The organism is Rothia sp. P7181 (assembly GCF_048513015.1).
In the GTDB taxonomy this organism is placed as follows: Bacteria; Actinomycetota; Actinomycetes; order Actinomycetales; family Micrococcaceae; genus Rothia.
Map to the genome: position 1 here is coordinate 1 of NZ_JBLXXZ010000017.1, position 26,515 is coordinate 26,515.

24 protein-coding genes, 1 tRNA gene and 1 rRNA gene are annotated in these 26,515 nt (G+C 46.3%); 22 read left to right on the forward strand and 4 right to left on the reverse strand.

Translation table 11 applies throughout. The features are described 5' to 3' along the window. The first annotated feature begins 46 nt into the window (after positions 1-46). From rrf to ACN08Z_RS07835, 18 genes are all read left to right on the forward strand, one after another. A 5S ribosomal RNA gene (gene rrf / locus ACN08Z_RS07750) occupies positions 47-163 on the forward strand. 199 nt (positions 164-362) lie between these two features. Further along, positions 363-1,250, forward strand: a complete 888-nt coding sequence (locus ACN08Z_RS07755; RefSeq protein WP_419103955.1) for a DsbA family protein — start codon at positions 363-365, stop codon at positions 1,248-1,250. A 182-nt stretch (positions 1,251-1,432) separates the two neighbouring features. Further along, positions 1,433-1,506 (forward strand) — tRNA-Thr (locus ACN08Z_RS07760). Positions 1,507-2,495: 989 nt separating this feature from the next. Beyond that, entirely contained in the window at positions 2,496-3,509 is a 1,014-nt protein-coding gene (locus ACN08Z_RS07765; protein WP_419103956.1) for a hypothetical protein, read from the forward strand. Between the two features lie 392 nt (positions 3,510-3,901). Beyond that, positions 3,902-4,393 carry an NUDIX hydrolase gene (locus ACN08Z_RS07770; protein WP_419103957.1) on the forward strand — a complete coding sequence of 164 codons (492 nt, stop codon included), beginning with the start codon at positions 3,902-3,904 and terminating at the stop codon, positions 4,391-4,393. Further along, positions 4,390-4,893: an HD domain-containing protein gene (locus ACN08Z_RS07775; RefSeq protein ID WP_419103958.1), complete on the forward strand. Its 504-nt coding sequence runs from the start codon at positions 4,390-4,392 to the stop codon at positions 4,891-4,893. Before ACN08Z_RS07770 ends, ACN08Z_RS07775 begins: the two co-directional genes overlap by 4 nt. Positions 4,894-5,500: 607 nt before the next feature. Next, complete coding sequence (locus ACN08Z_RS07780; protein WP_419103959.1) at positions 5,501-6,679, forward strand: MFS transporter; 1,179 nt, start codon at positions 5,501-5,503, stop codon at positions 6,677-6,679. A gap of 335 nt (positions 6,680-7,014) precedes the next feature. Further along, entirely contained in the window at positions 7,015-7,362 is a 348-nt protein-coding gene (locus tag ACN08Z_RS07785; protein WP_419103960.1) for a hypothetical protein, read from the forward strand. Between the two features lie 478 nt (positions 7,363-7,840). Further along, on the forward strand, positions 7,841-8,902 hold the full coding sequence (locus ACN08Z_RS07790) for a zinc-dependent alcohol dehydrogenase family protein (RefSeq protein WP_419103961.1): 1,062 nt from the start codon (positions 7,841-7,843) through the stop codon (positions 8,900-8,902). A 615-nt stretch (positions 8,903-9,517) separates the two neighbouring features. After that, positions 9,518-9,754: a 50S ribosomal protein L28 gene (gene rpmB / locus ACN08Z_RS07795; RefSeq protein WP_419102422.1), complete on the forward strand. Its 237-nt coding sequence runs from the start codon at positions 9,518-9,520 to the stop codon at positions 9,752-9,754. 2 nt (positions 9,755-9,756) lie between these two features. Further along, positions 9,757-9,927 (forward strand): 50S ribosomal protein L33, encoded by a 171-nt coding sequence (gene rpmG, locus ACN08Z_RS07800; RefSeq protein WP_145175751.1) that lies wholly within the window; start codon positions 9,757-9,759, stop codon positions 9,925-9,927. Between the two features lie 3 nt (positions 9,928-9,930). Continuing rightward, positions 9,931-10,236 carry a 30S ribosomal protein S14 gene (gene rpsN, locus ACN08Z_RS07805; protein WP_419102421.1) on the forward strand — a complete coding sequence of 102 codons (306 nt, stop codon included), beginning with the start codon at positions 9,931-9,933 and terminating at the stop codon, positions 10,234-10,236. A 70-nt stretch (positions 10,237-10,306) separates the two neighbouring features. Continuing rightward, positions 10,307-10,594, forward strand: coding sequence for an HU family DNA-binding protein (locus ACN08Z_RS07810; protein WP_419102420.1), 288 nt, complete (start codon positions 10,307-10,309; stop codon positions 10,592-10,594). Between the two features lie 158 nt (positions 10,595-10,752). Next, positions 10,753-11,391 (forward strand): hypothetical protein, encoded by a 639-nt coding sequence (locus ACN08Z_RS07815; RefSeq protein ID WP_419103962.1) that lies wholly within the window; start codon positions 10,753-10,755, stop codon positions 11,389-11,391. A gap of 23 nt (positions 11,392-11,414) precedes the next feature. Then, the gene (locus ACN08Z_RS07820; RefSeq protein ID WP_419103963.1) at positions 11,415-11,996 is read left to right on the forward strand and encodes a copper resistance CopC family protein; all 582 of its coding nucleotides are present in this window, start codon (positions 11,415-11,417) and stop codon (positions 11,994-11,996) included. A gap of 65 nt (positions 11,997-12,061) precedes the next feature. After that, positions 12,062-12,886, forward strand: coding sequence for a copper chaperone PCu(A)C (locus ACN08Z_RS07825; RefSeq protein ID WP_419103964.1), 825 nt, complete (start codon positions 12,062-12,064; stop codon positions 12,884-12,886). A gap of 59 nt (positions 12,887-12,945) precedes the next feature. After that, a complete protein-coding gene (locus tag ACN08Z_RS07830; RefSeq protein WP_419103965.1) occupies positions 12,946-14,256 on the forward strand; it encodes a Dyp-type peroxidase in 1,311 nt (436 codons plus the stop codon). A gap of 47 nt (positions 14,257-14,303) precedes the next feature. Further along, entirely contained in the window at positions 14,304-16,490 is a 2,187-nt protein-coding gene (locus ACN08Z_RS07835) for a cytochrome c oxidase assembly protein (RefSeq protein WP_419103966.1), read from the forward strand. A gap of 3 nt (positions 16,491-16,493) precedes the next feature. On the opposite strand, the gene ACN08Z_RS07840 is transcribed toward ACN08Z_RS07835, so the two are convergent. Next, complete coding sequence (locus ACN08Z_RS07840; RefSeq protein WP_419103967.1) at positions 16,494-17,918, reverse strand: amino acid permease; 1,425 nt, start codon at positions 17,916-17,918, stop codon at positions 16,494-16,496. A gap of 271 nt (positions 17,919-18,189) precedes the next feature. Between ACN08Z_RS07840 and ACN08Z_RS07845 the strand changes: the two genes are divergently transcribed. Further along, positions 18,190-20,115 carry an NHL domain-containing thioredoxin family protein gene (locus ACN08Z_RS07845; RefSeq protein WP_419103968.1) on the forward strand — a complete coding sequence of 642 codons (1,926 nt, stop codon included), beginning with the start codon at positions 18,190-18,192 and terminating at the stop codon, positions 20,113-20,115. A 65-nt stretch (positions 20,116-20,180) separates the two neighbouring features. Here ACN08Z_RS07845 and ACN08Z_RS07850 read toward each other — a convergent pair whose 3' ends face one another. After that, positions 20,181-21,167: a hypothetical protein gene (locus ACN08Z_RS07850; RefSeq protein WP_419103969.1), complete on the reverse strand. Its 987-nt coding sequence runs from the start codon at positions 21,165-21,167 to the stop codon at positions 20,181-20,183. Between the two features lie 97 nt (positions 21,168-21,264). On the opposite strand from ACN08Z_RS07850, the gene ACN08Z_RS07855 reads away from it, so the two are divergent. Further along, positions 21,265-21,960 (forward strand): hypothetical protein, encoded by a 696-nt coding sequence (locus ACN08Z_RS07855; protein WP_419103970.1) that lies wholly within the window; start codon positions 21,265-21,267, stop codon positions 21,958-21,960. A 72-nt stretch (positions 21,961-22,032) separates the two neighbouring features. Here ACN08Z_RS07855 and ACN08Z_RS07860 read toward each other — a convergent pair whose 3' ends face one another. Beyond that, positions 22,033-22,662 carry a class I SAM-dependent methyltransferase gene (locus tag ACN08Z_RS07860; RefSeq protein WP_419103971.1) on the reverse strand — a complete coding sequence of 210 codons (630 nt, stop codon included), beginning with the start codon at positions 22,660-22,662 and terminating at the stop codon, positions 22,033-22,035. A 68-nt stretch (positions 22,663-22,730) separates the two neighbouring features. Next, positions 22,731-23,825: a MauE/DoxX family redox-associated membrane protein gene (locus ACN08Z_RS07865; protein WP_419103972.1), complete on the reverse strand. Its 1,095-nt coding sequence runs from the start codon at positions 23,823-23,825 to the stop codon at positions 22,731-22,733. Between the two features lie 288 nt (positions 23,826-24,113). Here ACN08Z_RS07865 and ACN08Z_RS07870 point away from each other — a divergent pair, with 288 nt between their 5' ends. After that, entirely contained in the window at positions 24,114-25,538 is a 1,425-nt protein-coding gene (locus ACN08Z_RS07870) for an FTR1 family iron permease (RefSeq protein ID WP_419103973.1), read from the forward strand. 120 nt (positions 25,539-25,658) lie between these two features. Beyond that, positions 25,659-26,501, forward strand: coding sequence for an iron transporter (locus tag ACN08Z_RS07875; protein WP_419103974.1), 843 nt, complete (start codon positions 25,659-25,661; stop codon positions 26,499-26,501). Positions 26,502-26,515: the final 14 nt, after the last annotated feature.

Below are 26,515 nucleotides of genomic sequence, written 5' to 3' on the forward strand. Positions count from 1 at the left end.
TAACCTCCAAATGAGGTTTCAGGCAACGTAAACTTTGTTGTAAGTTTACGGTGGCTATAGCAAGAGGGAAACGCCCGGTTCCATCCCGAACCCGGAAGCTAAGACTCTTTGCGCCGATGGTACTGCACTGGGGACGGTGTGGGAGAGTAGGTCGCCGCCGGTTTTTATCGGGATATTGAGGGGCTTTCACAATTATGTGAAAGCCCCTCTTTTTTATTTAACGACAAGTCCATGAATTTTACGACTTGGTACTCCTGTGGAAAGAATGACAGTTTTCTATAAAAGCCTCTATAACGTTTATTCTTGGGAGATAACTCAGCTAGGCTATTATCCGTAAAATACTATGAAAGAGAGTATCTCTAGTGTCTAAAGAAGATTCTAAAAACTCTGTTGATCCACGTGAACGTGCTCGCCAGATTGCTGCTAAGCAAGCAAAGCTTGGTGCACGTTCTAATAAACGTTGGATGCAAGCAACCATCGCTTTGGTTGTTGTTGCGATCATCGCTATTGTGGCAACAATCTTTATCACAACGAAGAAAAACACCATTGAGGATGCAGGTCCTGTACCAGAATCAGCTAATAAATATGGTGGTATTGTTCTGACTGCTGACGGTATTGAGAAAGGGGCTTCTGATGAGCCTACACGCGATATCAAGAGCCTTTATAGTGCAACAGCATCGCATCAAGTGACAGAAGGGGCAAAAGAAACACCTTTGCCTCTAGGCGTACAGACTCCTGAGGAAGCTGCACACAACGGGAAACCCGTACGTGTAACCATCTTCCAAGATTATAACTGTGTTCACTGCGCTGAATTTGAAAAAGCTTATGGTGATGAAATAGAAAAACTGGTTAAAGAGGGAAAGATTACTCTTGAAATTCGTAATCTAACCTTCCTCGATGGGGAGTATGCTGGTCAGTATTCTGCTCGTACAGCTGCTGCAGCTTATGCTGTTGCAAATCAGGTTTCACCAGAGAAATTCTTGGAATATCAGAAAGAGATTTTCTCGCATCAGGGTAAAGTCATGAAGAATGCTGAGATTATTGATATCGCTAAAAAATATGGTGCTGATATCAAGGACGATATGGATAACAATAAATGGCGTTCTCTCGTGAATGTTGTGACACCTGAGTCTTCTAATAACGGTGTTTCTGGTACTCCTACGGTTTATGCTGATGGACAACAGTACACTTCTAATGACTTCACAACATGGATTAACGGCATTATTGAAACTAAACAGAAGTCTGAGTAGTCTCAATAATCTTCTAAGACGTTATAGACGTTTGTAGAGTTTTTGGAAAGCGTTTCGCTCATGAGCCTTTTAGGCATGTGAGCGAAACGCTTTTTTGTGATGTGTTTCCTGTCTTTTAGGTCTTGCTGAAGATGCATATTATCTAAAGTTCAGGTACACTAGTTGAGTGCCTTAGCGCATATGCCTCCTTAGCTCAGCTGGCCAGAGCACCTGTCTTGTAAACAGGGGGTCACCGGTTCGAATCCGGTAGGGGGCTCTAACTATAGTTACATAACAGGATTATCGCTCTGTGCTACCTCAGGGTTCAAAATCCCTAATATATAACGAAAATTACTACTGGAATTAGACTTTTCCAATAATCTTTATGGGCTGGTCTTGGACCTGTATGTGGTTATCCTCTTTGAAGATTACGATGCACCCGTCTCGGCTTTATCTTTGAGATATCCTCATATGTTACAGAAGTGCATAATCGCGGACTTTGCATAGTCCATACTAGTGAGCGCGTCCCAAGGTGACAGACTGACTGTTTACTGTACTTGGTTTCTGTGCTTCTTATTCATGTTAAAAACCCTCGCATAGGCTGTGCCCCATAGTTTCTATGCACTCTCTATCCCAGAATCCTGATGTAAGGGGGGGGGAGAGAACTGCCGAAATTTTTATTTGACTCTGGTATCTCCATAGATACAAGGTTATGCGTAACGTGTAGGCCTATAAAGTTATCTTAGTGCTGAAATGTTATGATTGTGACCATTCGAATACAGCCATTTGGAGGGTTCTAAGTGCCTCGTATCCTTGACTAGCTTAGTAACGAGTAACCTTGTTGTCATTTTCTACGCTTAATGAATGTTTGATAAGGTGGAGTGCATAGACAACTAATATGTCCAAATGTTCATCTGCTTAATTACAGCTCTATAGGACTGCTTTATGACGTCTGAATCTCCCCAAACACCTGATTTTTCAGTCACCTACAATTCCAATCCGGAGTTTTGGGATGACGCACCCAGTTTGTTAGCGAAGGTCAAGTACTTAAGCGGTAGGCAAGCTGTTTTTGCGTCTGGCTGGCATCGTCGACAGATCGAGTTTGAAAACCCAGAGGTCAGCTTCGATATTATGAATGAGCTAGGCGTTATCCAATTAGATAGTGTCGGTACCGCTAGTAGCACTTCAATCCAAACTTTAGATGGGGAGTCGATTGACCGATTTGAGATAGAGCTGTCTTTTGACTGGTTGCATGCAGATGCTTTGATGAGTTTACTGTCTCGATTTATCTCAGCACAGGATGCTCGCAATATGCTGGAATCTATGGGAGAGATGGTTCAAAGAGTCTCCGCGAATCGAGCAAATAAGACTATTGAAAGTAACGATGGGAAAAGAATCTACACAGTAGACCTGTTGTGTCAGAACCTTCCCGCGCGCTCTGGTAATGCTACTGAGCCTTTGCGCGCAATCTCTCGGTGGTGCCGAATCTTCGAGTTAGATCGTGGCACGGTCACGATTTACCAAGCAATGGATGAGACCGAGAAAGAAAAACTGCGATGGCCACACAATGCTATCTGGCTCAATCGTGGTAAGGACTACTACCTTCAACCAAGTGATTCGATTGGCGACGTTGTTGAGGCTTTTAAGATTCCGGTCAAATATGAGCGCTACAACTTGGCAAACTGGCGTATCGAATTCGATTTTTGGGAGAACCAGCCATTCCAGGTCATGGTCACTGATGATGCTGATGTGGCGTCTGCCCGGCTAGCGGCCGCGTTGAAAGAGCTCGCAATCCTGTCAGAGTTCATCACAGTGGCATTCTTATCAACTCGTAACCTCCAGCGTCGCTTGGATAATAACGAGCTCATTCAGCGCCACTGTTTAATTCGCGAATATGCTAAAGAACAGCTCGAGGAGCTTCAAAAAGAAATTGTCCAATACCGGACCCTCTTGGAAAAGGCTTCGACTTTGCTGGCGAATACTGCTCAGTCAGTGCAGGCAGTAGCTAATCGCGAGACCGCGGAAGCAGCAGAGAAAACCAACACATTCTTGAACTTTGCTACGACGGTATTCTTCATCCCAACGCTCATTATCTCATTTTATTCAATGTCAATTATCGGGCAGAACCAAGATGAGACCGTACCTACTACGACTGCCGTGCTGATTGGTTGCATTATCAGTGTCATCGTTGGTATTGCATCACTGATTATTTTCAGGATTGCTCAAAAACGCAGGCATAAACGTGCTAAACAAATGTTTCTCCAGGAGATTAAGCAATGATTGAACGTATCAGTAATGTCGAAATTAAAGCCTCGCTGAGAGATGCTAGCAGACAATACCTAGTGGGAAACCTCCACCGTCCTCAGCAACTTCGCTTTCTACGATCAGAGGACCTAGAAATCGGAATTACTAGTTACTCCGAGTATACAGACGAGGCCCCTCACTGGCACACTTTAGCGACTGAATATCAGTACGTCATAAATGGCTGGACGAGCTATCTGGACATCAATACAGGAGAAGAATTTCATTTCACGGCTGGAGACTTCTACACGATTTTCCCGGGCACCACATATGCCCAAAAGTCTAAGCCTGGGACGCAGATTCTTTTCATTAAAGTGCCTTCGATTAATGACAAGAATTTAGCGGAGATCAATGATGATGTCGCGACTTGGATGAACCAACAGCTTCGGACAGTTCGTACCGACTATTACCACAATCATGATGCTCCTGCCGCGAACTCCGTCAAACCCGCAGCTGCTGTGGCCATCGTGTGCAATAATCGAGTGCTGCTTGTCCGTCGTCATGATAATGGGAAGTGGACACTACCGGGAGGCACACTCGAAATGACCGAGAGTATGCCCCAATGCGCAGTTCGAGAAATTAAAGAAGAGACCTCGATAGATGTGGAAATCATAGACCTTTTGGGTACTTACACTGACCCGGATATCCGCATCGCATATTCAGATGGTGAAGTTCGCAGAGAGTTTACCATTGTTTATCTTGCAACAACGACAAGTACCGAGGTTCGCATCGATTCAGAATCCAGTGAATACCGTTGGTTTACGATTTCTGCGCTTGCTGAAGCTGACGTTGCCCAATCCCAGCGTAAACGCCTTAACGATCTTATCCGTTACCTCGAAACTGGAGAAAAGCGATACGCATGATTCCATTTCCAAATAATACTGCTATTACCGCTTCAGATGGTCCCTTAGGTATTAGCGATAAACGCCTACTCCACCTCCGATCTGTTGGGCGCAGAGCAGCAGATTTATCTCGAGAGCTATTTGGTTTCTCACCAGAAAAACAACGTTCGATGTTCGTTCTCGGTTTCCTCCATGATATTGGCTACGAATATACGACAGATCAACGACAGCACGAACATATCGGGGGCGATATCTTAGCATTCATGGGAATGGACGGATGGCAGGCAATCTATGACCACGGAGACCCCGATATCGAGGAGATGAGTGATGAGCTCATAATCCTCAATATGGCCGACATGCAAACTGATGGGTACGGTAGACCTGTCACGGCCGAAGAACGGTTAGCCGATATCAAAACCCGCTACGGTGAAGGCTCAGAGCAATTTGTCAGAGCTAATCATCTTCTAGACAACCTCCGTCGCCAACTTGCTGCCAGGGGGAAAGACCCAAGGCTCATATGACATTGCATTCCCTTGAGTGCAGCATATAAATTATGCAAAGCTGTCTCAGCCATAGAAGGTTGAAAGCTCAGGGTTGACAGCTTTCTTCGAGCTACTTATTGTTTCTGCATGGGACTTTACTTTGTCAGCAGATAGAGAGATATACGTAACGCCGTGGGACGGTTTCTTCATTCTTCTCATAATAACAATTACTACTAGTAACCCTAGCTTCGTTTGTTTTACTACCGATTGTACCGAGCTAATTAAAGATAAATATTCAATTTCTGAGCAGTGTATCAGTTGAGTTCTAGAGTGCAATAAAACGGTCCGATCAAAAGCTTACTGCCCCTGAAGAGTGACTCTACAAACGATTGCGGGGATAAACTCAAGATATTCTTCTCTGCCGCTATGTTAAATCTATTTCTATACCAAGTTGAACTTTATAATTTCTAAATGCTATTCTCTGGTAAATCCGAAACGGTCAGAGATAGTAGTCGCTTAGTACAACGCCTATCTCCGTTATTTGTTTAGCAAAAGGACACCACCTTAGAGGTGGGATTACACGTAATGATGAAGATGTGCCGTTTACTTATTGGTATAAATAGAGGACTTTAGGATACGTAGTACCGTGGAAATAAATTTGAAGCATGAGGTTCGACGATACTTTACAGTTAACGCGCTATTTAGCATAGGTAGGGCTTTACCTCAGGCGATTTTGACACCTATTCTTGTAGCTAAGGGTCTTACCTTTTCTGATATTGCGATTGTTCAAGCAGTTTTTTCTGCTTGCCAACTTCTTCTTGAATTTCCCTCAGGTATCTTGTCTGACAAAATCGGGCGTAAATGGACCTATCTGGCGTCTATCTTCTTTATGCTTCTCTCCTATTTTATCGTTTATAGTGCCACTGGGTTCGCTGCAATGTGTGTTGCTTGGGGACTATATGGGGTGGCGGCTGCGTTGCAATCGGCAACTCTTGACTATTACTTTGCTGAACGTCTTCGTGCCAATGAGTCTATGCTGCGTAAATTTTACGCAAACGATAAAAATATTATTCTGTTGACATCCGTTGTTGCTGCTCTTATAGGACCAACTCTTTACCAACATTTTCAGGATAGTCTTTACATTTTTTCAATTAGCTCGATGTTGGTAGCTTTCATGATGGGGTGTGTGTGCCTGCCATATGGTGGGACCTCGAATCCTGCAGAAAATGATTCGTCAATTCGACTGCGAGATGAGCTTCGGGTAGCTTTGAAAGATTCTCGATTGATTATTATGATCGGTATCCTTTGCGTGGTTGAGTTTGCTCTAACTCCTTTTTTCCAGTTGTGGCAGATGGTTTTTATAGAGACCAAGGTTTCTCTCCAACTATTTGGAGTTTTCTTCATTGCTTCGCAAATATTTAATATTTTGGCAAATTGGATTTTTATGCGTATAGGCTCTAAAACGTCAGTCCGCCGTATACTCCTTGTTGTTATTATCAGTATCGGTTTTCTCCTGATCTTTACTAGAGATTCAATTTTTTCTGCTGTTCTACTTTTTGCCTTACCTTTGCCGCTTTTCCTTTATATAGCGGAGGCAGAGGTTGCGCTTCAAAGGGTGATTCCTTCTTCTCTGATGTCTTCGGTTGGTTCTTTGGCCGGTACTGCTGGGACTATAGTTTCGTTATTTACCCTACTAGTTGTCTCATTTATGATTCCTCTGATTGGGGTGCCTGCTGTCCTTGGAGGGTTTCTTGTGGTTTTCGTGTTGTTTTCTACACTATTGCTATTCAGGCTCGGACGCTTTCCGTCTTATCAACCTAAATAAAGTGGTTTGCAAAAAGTTAGTAGGTGGGAGCTCTATCGGATACGTGTATTGGTGAAGAAACGGCACTAAAAAGGTAATTATTCTGGTTGTAAGGGGATGTGAGTATCCCCCCCCGTTAAAGGTTGCAAACACGTTGATGATGGCTAAAACGAACCATTTTTATGTATTTTCTTGTGTGCATCCTTGGTAATGTGGTTCTACCTGGTTCTACCTGGTTCTACCTGGTTCTGAGGGCTATATGAAAATATCTATGCATATCGGTGCTCGATCGATAAAAATGGTATGTGTATGGTTATTCCAACGAATAGGCTGATGTAAGGGGAGGAGAAAATACTATGTTCACGACAACAGGCGGCAATAAAGCTTTAACCGTTGTTTTACTGGTTGTGCTGATGCTTTGGTCTACGTATTTGGCGAGTTTTCATGCTCCTCATTCTATTTTTGCTGTTGTTTCTTTTGTCCTTCTACTGATGTTCTACCTCTACTGGGTCTTGAGAGAGCGGATTTTTCTGACGGTTATGAGTCTTCTGCCTCTTTACTGTATGACCGGAATTTCGGTGTTATTCAGGTGTGTTGGAGAGAATAATAGTGTTCTGGTTCTCCTCGCAGATATTCTGGCTATTGTTGCGCTTGTATCGATGTCTTTGCTTCTGTATAAGAAGTCTTCTGTTCGCAATCCATAACTTTGGGTGCTGTTTTTTTGGTTAGAATCAGCACTCGTGAAGTGCCTAGATAGTTTAATCTTGGGGTGATTTTCTGCTGTTGAGCTTTTGCTGGAAAGCTCATATTTTGTATTAATGTCATGACTTTAATACTTTTTAATAAAGGTTGTTTTTACCTCTTATAAATGCGAGATTTAGGGACTTATTTACCCTAAGTTTTTATGCGACACACCAAGGTTTTCTTGTATGTTTCTATGAAACAGCTTGAGTTAAGGTATAAAAATTTTTTTTATGGATTTTTATTTTTGCATAAAAAAGTTTTCCCAAGTAAAAGCCTTGTTTTTATGGTTTGGCGACAATGTGTAACTTAGTAGAAAAAAAGTAAGTACGAGTTAGTATTGTGTGGCGTAACACAGGGCGTTATCCTTGTGTGTAGATGGAAAACGCCCGAGTACCATCACGGGCAACACACTAGACATTTATTGGAGGAGTAGACCTTATGAAGGCACTCGTTTACCACGGTCCCGGCAAGCGTAACTGGGAAGAAGTACCAAACCCCACCATCTTGGAGCCAACCGACGTTATCGCTCGTGTTGACACCACCACTATTTGCGGTACTGACCTCCACATTCTTAAAGGCGATGTTCCTGAAGTTGAAGAGGGTCGTATTCTTGGACACGAAGCTATCGGCACCATTACCGAAGTTGGCGAAGCTGTAACCGACCTCAAAGTTGGCGATCGCATCATCATTCCTGCTGTTACCAACTGTGGTAAGTGCTCCTACTGTAAAGCAAACCAGCCAGCACACTGCCAGACCGTTGGTGGCGTTGGTTGGATTTTCGGTTACATGATTGACGGTACTCAGGCTGAGTACGTTCGTGTTCCTTACGCAGAAACTTCAGTGCACCTCGTACCTGAGGGTCTAGATGATGAAGATGTTCTCTTCCTCACCGATGCTCTACCTACCGGTTTTGAGATTGGTATTCTCAACGGTAACACCAAGCCTGGTGACACCGTTGCAGTTATCGGTGCAGGCCCCGTTGGTCTTGGTGCAATCATGACTGCAAACCTTTGTGGTGCAGGTCGCGTTATTACCGTCGACATGGACGAGAACCGTATGAACAAGGCTCTTGAACTTGGTGCAACCGACAAGGTTAACGCTTCTGACCCTGACGCAATTGAGAAGATTAAGGCTCTCTCTAACGACGGTCTTGGTGTAGACGTTGCAATTGAGGCTGTTGGTATTCCTGCAACCTTCCAGACCTGCATGGATATCGTTCGCCCCTTCGGTTCTATCGCAAACGCTGGTGTTCACGGTAAGCCTGTGGAGCTTCCTATCAACAAGATGTGGATTTCTAACGTCTCCATCAACATGGGTCTCGTAAGCTGCAACACCGTTGGCAACCTGTTGAACATGGTTAAGTCCGGACGCCTCAATGCACGCGCAATGGCAACCCACCACTTCACCTTCGATGAATTCGAAGAAGCATACGAGCTCTTCGGCAACGCTGCTAAGCACGACGCAGTGAAGGTTGTTATCTCTCGCGAGAAGAAAGCATAAATAGCTTTCACGCTCTATGTTGAAACCTTTAAAGGTTAAATAGAAGAGGTGTGTCACCCCAATCTTTTGGGGGTGACACACCTCTTTGTATGTTGGAATAATGTGAGTGAAAAAATTAAGCCGTTAATCTCACACTGTAAATTTCATGCATGTAATTTATCGGGGTCAAACCCTGTTTTAAAAAGCTGGAAAGACAGACAAAATAATCTTAAAAACAGTTTTGACAAGCAAAAATATAAACTTATGGTAGACTTGTGTATGACTTGAAAGTATACCTGATGCCATCTTTTGAGGTGTGAGCGCCTTGACGAAGCGTTGAGTTTCTAGGAATCTTGCATTCTTAAAGGTGGTTTTAGGTTGCATAAAAGCCAGTATTTACATAGTATTTAAGGCTGTCGCATTGGTGGCAACACCTCTCGACACCTTGAACTATTCACCGTTATTCCGCGGCGGGGATTTAGCTTGTTTTCTCACCCAAGCTGAGTCTCATACACTCCAGCCCGGCGAATAACCCGGTGCTCTACCTTGGTGACGGGACGCTCATACAACTTGCACTTGTGCTAAGTATGTACCGCCTGCGCACCGTCATTACGTCAACAAATGGAGGAGAAAACTATGGCAGCAAACTGCCAGGTGACCGGAGCTGTTCCCGGCTTTGGACACAGCATTTCCCACTCGCATCGTCGCAACAAGCGTCGTTTCGATCCGAACATTCAGAAGAAGCGTTACTGGGTGCCTTCACTGCGCCGCAACGTAACCCTCAACGTGTCCGCTAAGGGCATCAAAGTTATTGATGCTCGTGGTATTGATGCTGTTGTTGCAGAAATGATTGCACGCGGGGAGAAGATTTAATCATGGCTTCAAAGACCAAGGACGTACGTCCTATCATCAAGCTTAAGTCCACTGCGGGTACCGGCTACACCTACGTAACCCGCAAAAACCGTCGTAACAACCCCGACCGTATGACCCTCAAGAAATACGATCCCGTTGTTCGTAAGCACGTAGAATTCCGAGAGGAGCGATAAGACATGGCTAAGAAGTCCAAAATCGCTCGTAACGAACAGCGCAAAGAAATCGTTGCACGTTACGCAGAAAAGCGCCTAGCGCTCAAAAAGACCCTAGTCGACGAAAACGCTACTCCGGAAGAGCGCGAAGCTGCTCGTCTCGGACTGCAGAAGCTTCCTCGTAACGCTTCTCCAGTACGTGTTCGTAACCGTGACCAGATTGACGGCCGCCCCCGCGGTACTTTCCAAAAATTTGGCATTTCTCGCGTCCGTTTCCGTGAAATGGCACACCGCGGCGAATTGCCCGGTATCACCAAGTCAAGCTGGTAAGGTTTGGCTAGTAACGATTTAGCTACTGAGCTAATCGCTAGATAAACATAAAGTCTCAGGAGGGGCAACTATGGCTAAGAACCGCAGCGAACTCGTCGCAGAGGTTGCAGAGAAAGCTGGCACCAGCCAGGCAGCTGTAAACGGTGTGCTAGACGCACTATTCCAGGTATTTGAGAAGTCTGTCGCCAAAGGCGAAAAGATTACCATTCCTGGTTGGATGGCTATTGAGCGCACTGACCGCGCTGCACGCACCGGTCGCAACCCACAGACCGGGGAAACTATTCAGATTCCTGCTGGTCATGGTGTTAAGCTGACCGCTGGTTCCAAGCTGAAGGCAGCAGTCTCCAACAAGAAATAAAAACTTGTCAAAGACTTACAAAAGAGGTTGTTTCATCGAAAGATGAAGCAACCTCTTCTGTATATCTACGGGTATAGATGTTTCAGTAACCTCAAGAGGACGAAACCTCAGATACACTAGAAAAAAGTATTGGATACACAGGAGAGGAGCCACAACGGATGACACACACATCCCTCGACCGCTCGTCTTCTGAACGTACTGAACAACTACTGCGTGCATGGTGTACCGCACTAACCTCCACCTCAGTAGGAGCTCTTGCTCACGGTATTGCAGGAGGCGGTTTGCCTCACCCTATTATCTGGCTTCTCTGCACTGCACTGACAGCATTAGCCTGTTTGCCGTTTAGTACGTATCGCATATCAAAATATCTCTTAGCCGGAGCAATACTCCTTGGACAAGGATTATTGCATCTCATGCTTGCATATAGCGGGACGTCACTGACCGATACACACAGCCATCATCATGGAGCTCAACGGCTCAACTTTAGCTTGCATCTAGAGACTACTACCCACCATGCGCATCATGGGAATATGCCGCTGATGGTGCTTTTTCACATTGGTGCGGCAGCAATAACTTTTGGCATGTTTTGCTATGGACAAGAAACGATTCGTCGTTGTCTCAACGCCCTAAGCCTTCGCCTGACAGAACTGTTCTGGGCTCCACTGGTACACATTCACCTTCCCCGAACATACCGTGTGCCAATCTACTTTTTTGAGCAGACGCTCCATACCCTGCTACTTCTTCTTACACAGCCTCGACGAGGCCCACCTCTATTGCGTTGTTCTTTCCATAACTAAACAACACAATAGAAGGAATATATATGAAGACAGCACCATCTCGTGCACTCCATAAAACACTAATCTCTGCTCTATACGCACTATTAGTGTTAGGTTTGAGCGCCTTAGCCATTACTCCAGCTCAAGCCCATGACCAACTTATTTCTACGGTTCCTGCCGATGGAGAAACCCTTAACCAGCTACCTGATAAAATCACCCTCAAATATAGTGGGAATATTTTAGATGTCGATGGAGCTAACCAAGTACGAGTAACAACCTCGACGGGGGAATCTATCGCTAGCGAATCTCCAGAAATTTCAGGAAAAGATGTCTCGACGACACTTTCAGGAGACAAAAAAGCTAACGAAACATACACCGTTACGTGGCGAGTAGTTTCTGAAGATGGACATCCCATTCAAGGAAAATACGAGTTCGTCGTCGGTGAAGGTGCACCGAAAATATCGGCTACAGAAGCAACAGCAACTCACGAAGTTTCAGCCGAAAAACAGGATGCGCCAGAAACCTCTTTGATCGAGAAAAATAAAGTCATTATCTTTTCTCTCGCAACATTAGCTACGGTAGTCGCCGTTATCGTTCTCCTTCTTAAGAACAGGCGTTCTTCCTAAGGCATCTTTTTCTATCACCAAACGTTCCTAAAAGCGTTTTATTATATTTTTTTTGAGGAATACTCATGTTTAAGATTTCTACACCCAAAACTACTGTCTTATTGAGCTCTGTCGCTATTGGTGCGCTTGTCCTTACGGGCTGCGGAGCGCAAGATACCTCAAACCATCATTCTCAAAGCTCGGCTACTCCCACATCTTCTGCCGATGCTAGCAGTACTGCTACGACACCTACAGAAACTACAACGAATGCCTCTGCGCAAAATAGTGCACTGGTCTTTTCTGATACTTGGGTTAAAGCTACAAAAGGTGGTATGACCGCGTTCTTCGGGAAAGTAAAAAATACGACGGATAAACCCATCACCATTGTTTCTGCGACGAGCTCTATCTCTGATGATACGCAACTGCATACTACAGAGAAGGACCCAGCTACCGGCTCAACGATGATGAAACAAGTGACAAGTTTTACCATCAACCCCGGAGAAGATTTTGTCTTTGAACCAGGCGGAAACCACATTATGGCAGTGGGAATGAAATGTTCCCTACCTGCAGGACTTCGTGCAAATGTCACCCTCAAAACCGAAGATGGTCAAGAGTTTGGCTTTGAAGCAGTCGCTCGCGATTATGCTGGTGCGAAAGAAGAGTATGCTCCTGGCGAGGAACATACTCCTGCAGGTAGTGAGCATTCCCACGAACATGGTGAGCACTCCCACGAACACGGCGAACATTCCCACGAACATGGTGAGCACTCCCATGAACACGGCGAACATTCCCACGAACATGGTGAGCACTCCCACGAACACGGCGACTCACATGAAGGAATGCACCATATGGATGGCATGTCTGAAAGCGAAGACAACTCCCAAACCGTGCTTCCACAATGCGCACAATAATACCTACGACATCTAAGGCGCTGATAGCGTTTTAGAAAACCTCCACCTTGAGGAAACCGATGAGTGATTCTGAGCAGACCCCCGCACACATTTCTGACAAAGAAACAAAACCAGCACCAACACGTAGACACCTCGTTGCAGGTGCCCTCGGCGCAGGTATCGGAGCTCTTGCAACAGAAACAATCCATAGGATGTCCCTCGAAACCCACCAAGAAACAACAAAAGAACAAAAAGTTGCACCTCTTCAGGAATCGAGAACATCCTTTTACGGGGCACGGCAAGCTGGAATAGACACACCAGCACCAGCAATTGGGCATTTTATCGCTATCGACTTAAACGACGATACCGACGCTCAACAGCTAAGCCGTCTGCTCAGAATCCTCACCGATGACGCCGCGCAACTCACTCAAGGACACGCCCCAATCGTTGACCAAGAACCAGAACTCGCAGAAACTCCAGCGTCACTAACCATCACTTTTGGATTCGGCGAAAAAATCTTCGAGATAGCAAACCCCCGCCAAAAACCACCATGGCTCAAACCACTACCACCCTTCGCACAAATCGACCAACTACAAGAACGCTGGAGTGACGGCGACCTCCTCATTCAAATCTGCGCCGACGACAGAATGACCGTCGCCCACGCGCAACGAATGCTACTCAAAGACACCCGAACTTTTGGAACTATCCGATGGGTACAAGAAGGATTCCGCCACGCGTACGGATCCCAAAAACCCGGGCAGACCATGCGAAACCTCTTTGGGCAAGTCGACGGAACCGTCAACCCCACAACATCAGATAACAGCATGGACCAAGTCGTATGGGGAAAACACCCTAAGACCCCCGCATGGGAAGAGAACGGAACCTCTATCGTCATCCGACGTATCCATATGAATATCGACACCTGGGACGAAGCAGACAGAATTGCACGTGAAGACGCCGTTGGCAGAAAGCTAAGCAACGGAGCACCTCTTACCGGAGAAAAAGAACACGACATACCCGACCTCTCGGCAACAGACCACCTCGGATTTAACGTCATCGCACCCTACGCACACATACGTAGAGCAAGCCCACAAGAACCCCAAGAACGTATCCTCCGACGAGGATACAACTACGACCTTCCTGTAACAGACGCATCAGGCTTTTCACGACATGGAGAAACTACCGGAGGCATCTCCCAAAGCGGACTAATCTTCGCCTCATACCAGAGTGACCCCACACAACAATTCGTTCCCATCCAAAAACGCTTAGCACAACTCGACATGCTGAACACCTGGACGGTACCCATCGGATCAGCAGTATTTGCGATTCCCGCCGGATGCCAAGAAAATGGATTTATCGGAGAAAACCTCTTCAAACCCTCCCAGCCATAACAAGCCCATCACCACAGACACACCACAACACAGGAACAACCAACCCCATGGCGCAGCGACGACTTACGCAACAAAAAACACCTCAAGAGAAGACCTCACAGCTTATCAAAGCACTCTCTTACGGGGGAGTAAGCCGCCAATGGATTTGGGCATTTCCCATATCAGCCCTGCTGCTACTTATCCTGTCATTACTCGTCACCGGCGAAAGCAACGCAACTGCTCTTGTCGACGCCGGAGCCTTTGTCCGCTGGGGGCTACCTATCGTTGAAGTACTTCATAACTTCGCCATGATGGCAACAATGGGTGCTCTCATCTTTGCTATAGGCATCATCCCACGCTTTACAGATTCAACACTGAACACAAAAACCTTCCGAAAAAACTCCACTCAACATCAAAAACAACGAGCAGAATACCCTCCCTTTACCGCACTGCTTAACTTCGCATCAGCACTATCAGTGACTTGGACACTCACCGCTATAGCAGTGCTCGTACTTACCTACTCCGACATCTCAGGTAGACCGATAACTGCTGCAAGCTCTTACGCATCAGAACTCATCAGCTACATCACCGACATCGATGCAGGAAAAGAACAAGCCACAACAATCATCGTTGCAGCTACCGTATCAACACTCATCTTTGCGGTACGTTCACTACTAGGACTACTTATCACCTGGGGTATTTCGCTAATCGCCATCATCGATATGGCATTAGGCGGGCACTCCGCCGGCGGTGCAGACCATATGGGAGCCGTCAACTCCCTCGGACTGCACCTCTTAGGAGCTATCAGCTGGTGCGGCGGGCTGATTGCGCTCGCCTACATCTCTCAGCAAATTAGCGCACCAGAAGCAGGAACCGGCACCACTGTAGAACAAGACCGAGGCACTAATACTACTCTGAACCGTCGTGCCCCAATGGCAATTGTGGTTCTCAGAAGATACTCTGCAGTAGCACTCTTCGGATTTATTCTTATTGTTCTATCAGGAATTATTAACGCTGCTGTGCGTATGAATAATCTTTCTGAACTATTCACTACAGCCTACGGCAATATGATTCTCACAAAATTCATTCTGACCATGATGTTAGGGGTCATAGGTGCAGTTCACCGACTTTACCTCATACCTGCTATGTCACGTGGGGAAATTCGCCCCATCATCGGCATATGGCGCGCAATTATCGCTGAGATTATGATTATGGGCGCAGCAAGTGGACTAGCCGTATCACTTTCTCGAACCGCCCCACCCGTTCCAGAAACCCTTGCAACCGACGCCCCACCTGTACGCATCATCACCTGGTACGATATGCCACCAGAACCCTCTCTCACCCATTGGGTTACACAATGGCGTTTTGACTGGCTATGGGTATTCCTCATCTGCTGTGCAGGATACTTTTACCTATGGGCCTACTATCGTGTGAAAAAAGCTGGTGGAACATGGCCCATCATGCGAACCGTCTCTTGGCTGGTTGGACTCTTCGCACTGAACTATGTCACATCCGGAGCCTTAGCCATTTACGGTCGAGTACTCTTCTCCGCGCACATGGTGGAACATATGTCACTGACCATGATTGTTCCCATTTTTCTCGTCCTTGGAGCACCTATCACACTCCTCTTGAAGGCTTTAGAACCTCGCCAAGACGGAACACGAGGCCCACGAGAATGGATTTTGAGAATTATTCACTCTCGATGGTCCAAAATCGTCACAAACCCCATTTTCGCAGCCGTTAACTTTGCGGGTTCTATCGTCATCGTTTACTTCACACCATTACTCAATTTCGTACTCTCCTACCATGTGGGCCACGAGTTGATGATTATCCATTTCTTAATGACCGGATACATTTTCTCTCTCGTACTCATCGGTATCGATCCCATCCCGTATCGCCCCGCCTACCCCATGCGTCTCATCCTGCTCATCGCAACGTTGGGGTACCACGCATTTGTTGGTATTGCCATGATGAATATGGAAACACTACTTGCCGCATCCTGGTTTGGAAACCTTGGAAGAGAATGGGGACTATCCGCCATCGACGACCAAAAACTTGGCGGATCCCTCATGTGGGGGATAGGCGAACTACCCACCATGCTCATCGCTGTAGCCGTCGGTATTCAATGGGCAGCATCCGACAAAAAAGTTGCCAAACGACTAGACCGGCAAGCCGAACGAGACGGCGACGCAGACCTCAAAGCCTACAACGAAATGCTTGAAAAACTCAACGAAGAAAACTCAACATCACAATAACAACTAACGAGTTACGCGAACAGAACGCAACCACCCAAAGAACACCACCACAACTGCCACGCCAGTAGAGATAAGAACCTCATAACGGTGCTCTACGCTCACACCCATAAACAGCAAAAGAGCAACTAACACAACAATAAGCGCCCAATTAAGATACGGAAAAGCCCACATCTTAAGCACATCCGCACGAGTCGTCACATCAACACCCTCTGCCAAAAGAATACGGCGAGAACGAAGATGAGACACCGCAATAAAAAGCCACACAAAAATACCAGTAGCACCGGTCGTATTCACCAAAAAACTAAAAACAGCATCCGGCATAAAATAATTCAAAAGAACCGACGCAACACCCACACACGAAGAAAAAATAACCGCAACCCACGGGCTACCCACCGAAGAAACTCCACCCAAAAATCTCGGAGCATCACCGCGCGAAGCCATAGCAAACAGCATGCGAGAAGAACTATATAACGATGCATTCAAACACGATATAAGCGCCGTAAGAACCACAATGTTCATTACAACCGCAGCATACGGGACACCAAAACTCTCAAAAACCGTCACAAAAGGTGAAACACCCGAGACAATAGACGTCCACGGAACCACACACAACGTCACAGCAATAGCACCAATATAAAAAATAAGAATACGCAACAACACAGCACGTACAGCCTTCACCACAGACTCCCGCGGATGCGTTGATTCACCAGCTGCAATAGTAACAATCTCAGCGCCAAACATTGAAAAAATGACGGCAAGAAGCGCACTAAACACAGCACCCACACCATGCGGGAAAAACCCACCATGATCAACCAACTGAAAAAGACCCGCAGAAGAATGAGGGATAACACCTACAAGCGCCAACACACCCAACACAATCAACAGACCTAAAGCAAACACCTTAACCGAAGAAAACCAAAACTCAGATTCCCCATAAACTCGAACCGATACGAGATTTAAAAGCGTCAAAGCAAGAACAAGAACACCGGCAACCGCCCACTGCTCAAAAGCCGGAAACCACCCAGAAATAATCGTGGCAGCAGCCGTCGCCTCGATAGCAACCGTAACAGCCCAAAACCACCAATATAACCACCCCACGGTAAAACCTGCCCAAGCACCAATAAAACGATGAGCATACGCAGAAAAAGAACCAGTCTGTGGAGACGCTGAAGACAACTCACCTAACATGCGCATCACCAGAGTCAAAATAACACCAGCGAAAACATAAGAAAGAATCACAGCAGGACCAGCAACCGTAATAGCAGTAGAAGACGCCACCAAAAGACCCGCACCAATAGCCCCGCCTAAAGCAATCATCGAAAGATGACGAGGACTCAACGACTTCGTCAACGAACGTTCAGAAGAAGAAACCAACCCAACAGAACCATCAGATACCGACGACATAGAACTCTCACAATCATGAGACATAGCCAAACTGCTACTTTCTGCTAAAACGCAAACAACAACACAAGCCCATACACAACCATCAGGAAAGTGTTTTTACCGCTACATAGACTACTCCGACAAGGGGTAATAACAAAATAAAAGAGAACATCACCTATATGACACAACATCACAAAATATGACAATCTATAACAAGCACTACCTCAAGAAAAGAAATACTTTCAGACAAAAATACATCCTAAGATAGTGTAAACACACATCAACGAACCAATATCAATACGAAAGACTACCTCGAATGAACAACACAATACGCTCACACAAGGTACGCGCTAGCGAATTAACCGGACGCGGATGGTTCAACACCGGAGGCAAAGACCTCAACCTACAAAGCCTCCGCGGAAAAATTGTCATTCTCGACTTCTGGACACTCTGCTGTATCAACTGCCTCCACGTCCTCGATGAGCTACGCCCCCTCGAAGAACAATACGGCGACGTCCTCGTCACCATCGGAGTACACTCACCAAAATTTGAACACGAAGCAGACCCTAAAGCCCTCGAAGCAGCTATCGACCGGTACGACATCGCGCACCCCGTCCTCGACGACCCAGAACTAAGCACCTGGCAATCCTACACTGCACGAGCCTGGCCCACACTCGTCGTCATCGACCCCGAAGGATACATCGTTGCGCACCTCTCCGGAGAAGGACACGTTCAAGGGCTCACCACACTCGTCGAAGAACTCATCCAAGAACACAAAGAATCCGGCACTCTACGCTACGGCAACAGCCCCTACGTCCCACGCCCCAAACCACAAGGCACCCTAGCCTTTCCCGGAAAAGCTATCGAACTACCTGCCGAATACTCCGAAGAAAACATCACCACCTACCTTGTCACCGACAGTGCACGCCACCGACTCGTACAACTCAACCCCGACCTCGAAACAGCGCAACGCACCATCGGAACAACACAACGAGGATGGAAAGACGGAAACAGCGATGAAGCACTCTTCAACGAGCCACAAGGTCTATGCCTCGTACCTGAAGAACTCCGCGAAACACTCGGATACGACATCTTCATCGCAGACACCGTCAACCACCGTATCCGCGCCCTCAACTGGAAAACCCAACGCATCACAACCATCGCGGGCAACGGTGTACAACGCCTCATCGACGGAGAAAAAGCACGCTCAAAAGACCCCAACCACATCCCAGAAAACCTCAACCCAACCGACGTTGCACTCTCCTCACCCTGGGACATCACATGGTCACACCAAGCACAAGAATTCATCATCGCCATGGCTGGAACACAACAACTCTTCAGCTACAACCCACACACCAATAGAATCCGTGTATTCGCCGGAACAGGAGCTGAAGGACTCAAAGACGGAACAGCACAAGACAGCTGGTTCGCCCAACCCTCCGGGCTAACAGAAGACCATCAAGGCAACATCTGGGTTGCAGACTCAGAAACCTCCGCACTTCGTCTCATCCGCTTTGAAAACAACACCCCACACATAGAAACAGCCATAGGCGTTGGACTTTTCGACTTCGGATACGTTGACGGAAACAGCACCACATCACGACTACAACACCCCCTCGGACTGACCGCCCTACCCGACGGATCAATAGCTATTGCTGATACCTACAACGGTGCTATCCGCCGATACCAACCCGAAACACAAGAAGTAACAACGCTCATCCGCGACCTAGACGAACCCTCAGACGTCCTTATCGAACATACAGACACCGGCGCTCGCCTAATCGTAGTAGAAGCTAACGCACACCAACTCATCCGCATCAATATCCCTGAAAATGCACAAAAAATTGATGAAGGATCATCACAAACAGCACGCCCAGCGACCTCACTCAAAGGGGAGAGCCTGCAACTAGTGGCCCGTTTTAGTGCGCCAACGGGACAAAAACTTGATTACCGTTGGGGAGACCCCACCCAGTTACAGGTATCTTCGACACCTGAAGAATTCATCCTCTCAGGAGCCGGAACATCCCAAGGGCTACAACGTTCGTTAACTCTCAACCCCCAAATTAATAATGCGGTACTACACATTACCGCTCGAGCTGCTGCCTGCGACGGAGAAGAAGGACAAGAAATTCCTGAACACGCAGCATGCCACCTCTACCAACAAGACTGGGGTATTCCCGTAGTTGTCGACGGTGAAGGAGAAGAAACACTCACTCTCGACCTACGAGGCGTAAACTCCTAAGAAAAAAGGTTCTAGGCACATCAACACAACGATGTGCCTAAAACCTTTTTTCATAAAATGTAGACCTAAAAACGAGGACGAACAACTACCTCATGATCGGAGACCTCTAAATCAGCAGAAAACGTAAAAGGAACGTCCTCCTTCACTTTGCTCTGTTGACCTGTATAAAGGTCAAGTTCGGTAAATGATATTTGAGCTACCCCTGAAGATGAAGGCAACACCCACTGTCCCTCATCATTAATAACGGCCTCAGCCGTAGGATATTTCTTAATAGTCCATGAGACATTTCCTTGAACACGCCCCACAAAATCATATTCAAAAGGGCAATTTGCGGGAAATAGAGAATTTTTTGATGCACATTCATTCAAATCTGCTGACACTTGTGACGTAATAGAGTTCTGGGCGTTTTCGCTCGGTACAAGACGTAAATCTACTGTAGTTTCATGAGGGTCATTCCCCCTGACAAGAACTTTTTGCTGTTCAGCCGAATACAGGGATGACTCATAAGTTACTGAAAAAACACCAGGGTAAAGAACCGCAAAATTCTGAGATGTTGAATCAACACCCACCTTCACACCATTTACGGTTGCACTGTGCACTGCTGGTGCTTGCAATCTAATCATAGGAAGGGTTTGAGGGTCGATACGCCATTGGTCAAAGACTCCCCAATGAGAGCCCACCTTTGTTAGATGAAAGCTACTTTGGTACGTTGACTCATCAACGACGTATTCGACATCTACTTGTGCTTTGGAACCATCATCAGTAATAGCACTATTAGTAATTGAAAATTTTTTAATCTCTGATACAGAATTTTTTAAGGCTTTCCCATCTAGTAAGGTTCCATCAGCATCAGGAATGTGAGCATCGAGAATGCCCAAAGCCCGTGCTCCTTTACCATGTTCAAGAGCCTGAAAATACTGATGTACTTGCCCTTCTGGTGCGTACACTAAACGGTTAATAAGGCTCAAAGAAATTAATGCCAGAGCTATTGCACAGAACATTCCAACAGCCCAAAAAGCTAAGATACGATCAACAGAAGAACGAAAACGCATACCACTAATGTAGCCCAGAAAATCAGTGTGAGAGAACTCAGCAAAGAACACAGAAAAAGAAGCGCCTGTGTAGAGAAGAAACTAATAAGATGAACCTATGGCAGAACATATCCATCAGGTCCCTGAAAAATACGGCGAAATTCTTGCAACCTATCATCCGCGTATCAGTTCATACCATCGCCGTCTGATAGCAGCAGTTCCTCCATCACTTGTCATTATTGCTATCGGTCTGCTACTTGCGCGTCGACGCCTTGCCCTGCCTTACACCGTTATTCTTGTGTTTGTTGTCTTAGCCGCAGCACTGTCCGTGTACTCATTTTTGAAACCAACTATTGCAGTGCGCACGAAAACACATTTTCTGATGGGGCGAACCTTCGGGTGGAGAACCATTGAGCTCAACGAAATTCACCAAACAATTTTTGCTGAACGTCTCATCGAAAAAAAATCGGTGCACAAAGCCCAAAAAGGTCTTAAAAGTTTAGGGCACCGTGGAGTACCAGCACTCTGGGCTACTAACGCACAGAAAAAAAGAATCTTCCGCATGGACGGAAGAATCTGGGACAAAAAAACGATGAAAAAGATTAGTGGCGATATCTCACCGCAAACCGTGATGTACCCGAACATCAACGTTTTGCAGATGAATAAACAACACCCCGGTCTTGTGAGCTTTAACGAATTACACCCCCAGTGGCGTTCCACCTTAGCCATTATTGTGTATTTATTGCTGCTGTCTCTCGTCGTTTCTGCAAACTTTCTGCCCACAGAAGTTCTTGAAGAGATACATCTTCTCTAAAAGAAACGAAGACTTACCCATAAAAATGATGGTGGTGTTTTCCTCTCTAACGGAAACACCACCATCATCTTTTTAAGTTGAAGGAACAGCTAATACTGCGACGAGAAACGAAGCATCCGGCGTATAAGGATATAAATCCCATGTCGAGAAACGCTGAGAAACTTCTAGCCCCGCTTCTTGAACATCAGAGAAAAAATCTTCAAAAGAATAGCCACGGCCAGCGCCAAAACCGATAACAGCTCGACCTGACGTACCCAGAACGGTAGCGAATCCGCGAAGTACCTGAACACGTGTGGACGGTGCAAGAAAAGTCATCACGTTTCCGGCACAGACAATCATGTCAAAAGGTTGAGGTGCTTCAACATCTTGCTGAGAATAACCTAACACTTCAGCTGTATCCGCCAAATCTGCGGTAATCCACTGCGCTTCAGGGCACACTTGCTGGGCCTCAGCTATTAATTCAGGATCGATATCAATACCAATAACCTGATGGCCTTGCTTCTGCAAATAAGAACCGATACGTCCGGGGCCAGCACCAGCATCTAAAATACGAGAACCGCGAGCACACATCGCATCAATCAGACGGGCCTCACCTAAAATATCAGCACCTTGATCTTGCATCGTCTTAAAACGTTGAATATACCACTGAGAATGACCAGGATTTTGCTCTTTTTTAATCTGCCACAACGACTTATCACGCATGATATTGACCTAACCTATATATAAAGAATGCCGGTACGTACAACGTTACCGGCATTCTTTAAAACTGTCTAAGAATCTTTGTCTGCGACAGATTCCAAAACATCATCTGTTGCAGACACAGCCTCATCTTCTTCTTCGGCAGGTTCAGTAAGCTGAGCAATAATATCTGCAAAGAACTGTTCAATATCTTGTTGCCCGCGAACAGGCCCACCCGCGACAAGACCATCAGCACCCAACGCAACCGCCATCGGAGAACCCCAACCAAAAGCTGGCTGGAACTGGTGTTGTGGATCAACCAACGGCTCAAAAGTATCTGAAAGGCCCAGATAAGGAATCAAATCATGCTCCGAGACAATAGGATGAATCTTCACTAATGGAAGAAGCTGCTCTTGCCAGTCATCTATTTGCTCTAATAGACCTTGACACGGGCCACAACCGGGAGACACCCACAGCAAAATACGTGCCTGTGAAGAAGCAAATTCTCGTACGTTAACCTGGAAACCATCACTATTTTCTAATGTTCCAAAAGGAATAGGCAAACGAACGTACTCAGCTTCAACACCGTCATACTCTTGAAGATAACTCTCAAGAGCAGAAGAATCTTCGAGAGAATCAGATCTCCCTACCGTAGGCGATGCGGGAACAGTTTCAGAACGGTAAATAAACCACAGTGTTGACGACAAAACTACAGCTGAGAAAATCCATAGCCAGCCTTCGCTGTTCAGAGAGAAAAACTGAACCAACGCAGAATTACCGGTTTGGACAGCACCAACCAACGCTCCCATCGCTGCACCAAAAAGTGCAGTATTTCGGCCAAGCGTAAATACGGAGATAGGTGCTTGCGAGCTAGAACCAAAACACTGACACGAAGCAGTGTTTCCTGTGACTACCGCACGAGCGATAACAACCCAATACACTGCAAAAAGAATAACTGCGACAAAGGCCCCCAAAGCCCCAATAGGACCAGGAACTACAAGAATCCACGCCGCAAGAAATAACTCAACCCAAGGAAGAGTCTTTGCAATGAACTTTAAAGGAAGCCAACTATCTAACTTGAGATTGACCAGAGCAGTTGCGGTACTTTGAGGCTCTTTTGCCTTAGCAATACCACTAATAACAAGAACGGCAACAACCGTTAACGAACAAAGAACAAGGGGAGTCACGGATATTTCCCTAAAAATAGAGCGAATGAAGAAAACTAACTGTCTTTAAGACTAACCGCACATGTCTGAATAACCCTAGAAATACGACAAAAAACCTGAGCAAACCTAGAAAACAAGAGAGAAGAAAACTAAAAAATACGTGTCTTTGAATCAGAAGCCACTCAAAAATATAGGAGCAATAAAAAATTTCAGAACCAAAAAATCTTGATAATTAGGTTAGACTAATCTAAGTACCCTTGAATACCAATAGGGTTCTACCCCAAAAAACCCAGACTAGGGAATAACACATTGACAGCTTCGCTTCGCGAAAATACATCTAAAAATATTCTGATAAGAGCAATAGCAGTACTCTTTGCCACTCTCATCCTCTTATCATCAGCACCTACACAAGTTCTTGCGGCACCAGCTCAGAACAGCTCAACCCCCAGCAGTGCAGTAGAGCAAACTCTGCCAATCTGCGAAAAAGGCGCAACCAACCCAGACGGAACACAACGCAACCACCAAGACTACGCGTTGTGCATGGCAGCAGAAATTAACCAAGCCATCGCCGCCTACAAAAATAAGGATTACAACAAAACTTTAGATGATATCGGCGAAGCATACTTTGGATGGTACGAAAACTCGCTAGAACCAGCCTCCATGACACTATCGGGAAACCGAAAAGTCAAAATGGAAGGGCGCTTCACTCGCGTAAAACTAGCTATCAAAGCTGACCCCGGAAACCCCGACGTTATTCAACAACTAGAAACCATCAAAACCGCAGTGGCACGAGACGCCATGGTACTTGACGGAGTAGCACCAGCAGACTCTCCCGAATCTATCGGAAACAAACTACTTGAAGCACACCACGTAGAAAAAGCAGATTCCACCGTCCAACGATGGGTAGATTTCAGTACCGCGATGACTCTACTACTACGTGAAGGACTCGAAGCGCTCCTCGTCGTTGTCGCGATTGTGCTCTACCTCGTCAAAAGTGGCAATAAAAACCTCGTCAAATACGTGTACTTCGGTGTTGCTGCAGCTATCGCTCTATCCTTCCTGCTCGCCTGGGGACTTTCTGAACTGCTCGGTGGAGCAGGACAAGCATCAGAACTGCTCGAAGGCATCACCATGTTCCTCGCCGTAGGTATGCTCTTCTACGTTTCCAACTGGATGCTCTCAAAATCATCCGGAAAAAACTGGTCACAATACATCAACGGAATGGTTAAAACCTCCGTATCAGCAGGAGCAGCAAAAGCTCTCGTCTTTGCAGCCTTCCTCGCCGTCATCCGAGAAGGGGCAGAACTCGTCTTGTTCTACACCGCGTCCTTCTCTGGTGGAAAAAGCGACCCCCTCTGGATAGCCTTAGGATTCTTCGCCGGTGTTGCTCTTCTCGCAATTATTTTCCTTATCTTCCGCTTTGGCGGAGCAAAACTACCAGTACGCCCCATCTTCATGGGAACTTCCATCATGCTCTTTATCATGTGTATCTCCTTCGTCGGAAAAGGCGTACAAGAACTTAAAGAAGCAAACGTCATCCTTGGAAGCACCAACCTGCCATGGATGGAATACTACATTCCAGAACTAGGAATATACCCCCAAGCAGAAACACTACTACCGCAAATCATTCTCTTCGTTGCCAGCGTATGGATTATCTTGTCCCATACCCTACGAGAGCGTCGCGAACGCCGCGAAGCAGAACAAGAAAAACAACAGTCCTTAGCTAAAAACTAAGGGCCACACAAAAACTTCACCCATTGAGGTGTAAAAAGAGGAAAACCCTCGACACAATAAATATCCTCACCATACAGGTACGGATATTCATTGCGACATAAATATCTAAGGAGAAACTCCATGGAACTAGGTAAGAAGACCCTCATTACCTTGGCATCACTTGCTATCGCAACGACCGCGCTAGCAGGCTGCACCAAGAACGAAGAATCAAAAACTGCAGATGAAGCAAAAGCAACCGCCAGCGTGAGCGCAGAAGCTAAAGCTAGCGACGAAGCAGCTGCACCTGAAGAAGAAGCAGAAGGCGCAGTAGCAGCCAACAAACGCCCCGACGAATGCGGACTTCAGGAACAAGCCGGACCAGAAGCTGACTTTGGACCTTTCATCGGTGCAATCCACTTCTTCCAACCAGGACAAATGTTCGACAACCCCAAGTCAACCATGAAAATGCTTGACTACAAAGACTCACAAATGCACCTTGAGTTCGACCTCAAAGCAACAGAGTTCGCAACCAACTGGGGTTACTCCGTCGACGAAACCCCTGCTGACCTACACCTCATGTACAAGCTCGACAACAGCGAAGGCAAAACTGTTGCAAGCGGCATGATGATGGAAATGAACGCAATCGACGGTTCACACTACGGCACCAACCTGCCAAAGGACTCCATCACCGAACCCGGCGACTACACCCTCACCGTCACCATCTACCCACCCAACAACTACGACCTACATCAGGACTACATCACTGGTGTACCTGCACGCGGCTGGTTCAAACCACTCACCGCTGTGATGCCATGGAAGATTACTCAGGAAAACCTCGACATCGTCAAGGAAAACACTGTAGAAAACTTCATGGAACCATCTGAAGCATGTAAAGACTACCCAGTCAAGATGTTCGAAGATCCAGCAGCTCAAAAAGCAATGGAAAAAGCAGAATCTGAAACTGCTGTTCCTATGAACATGTAAGCTAACCCGTAGCT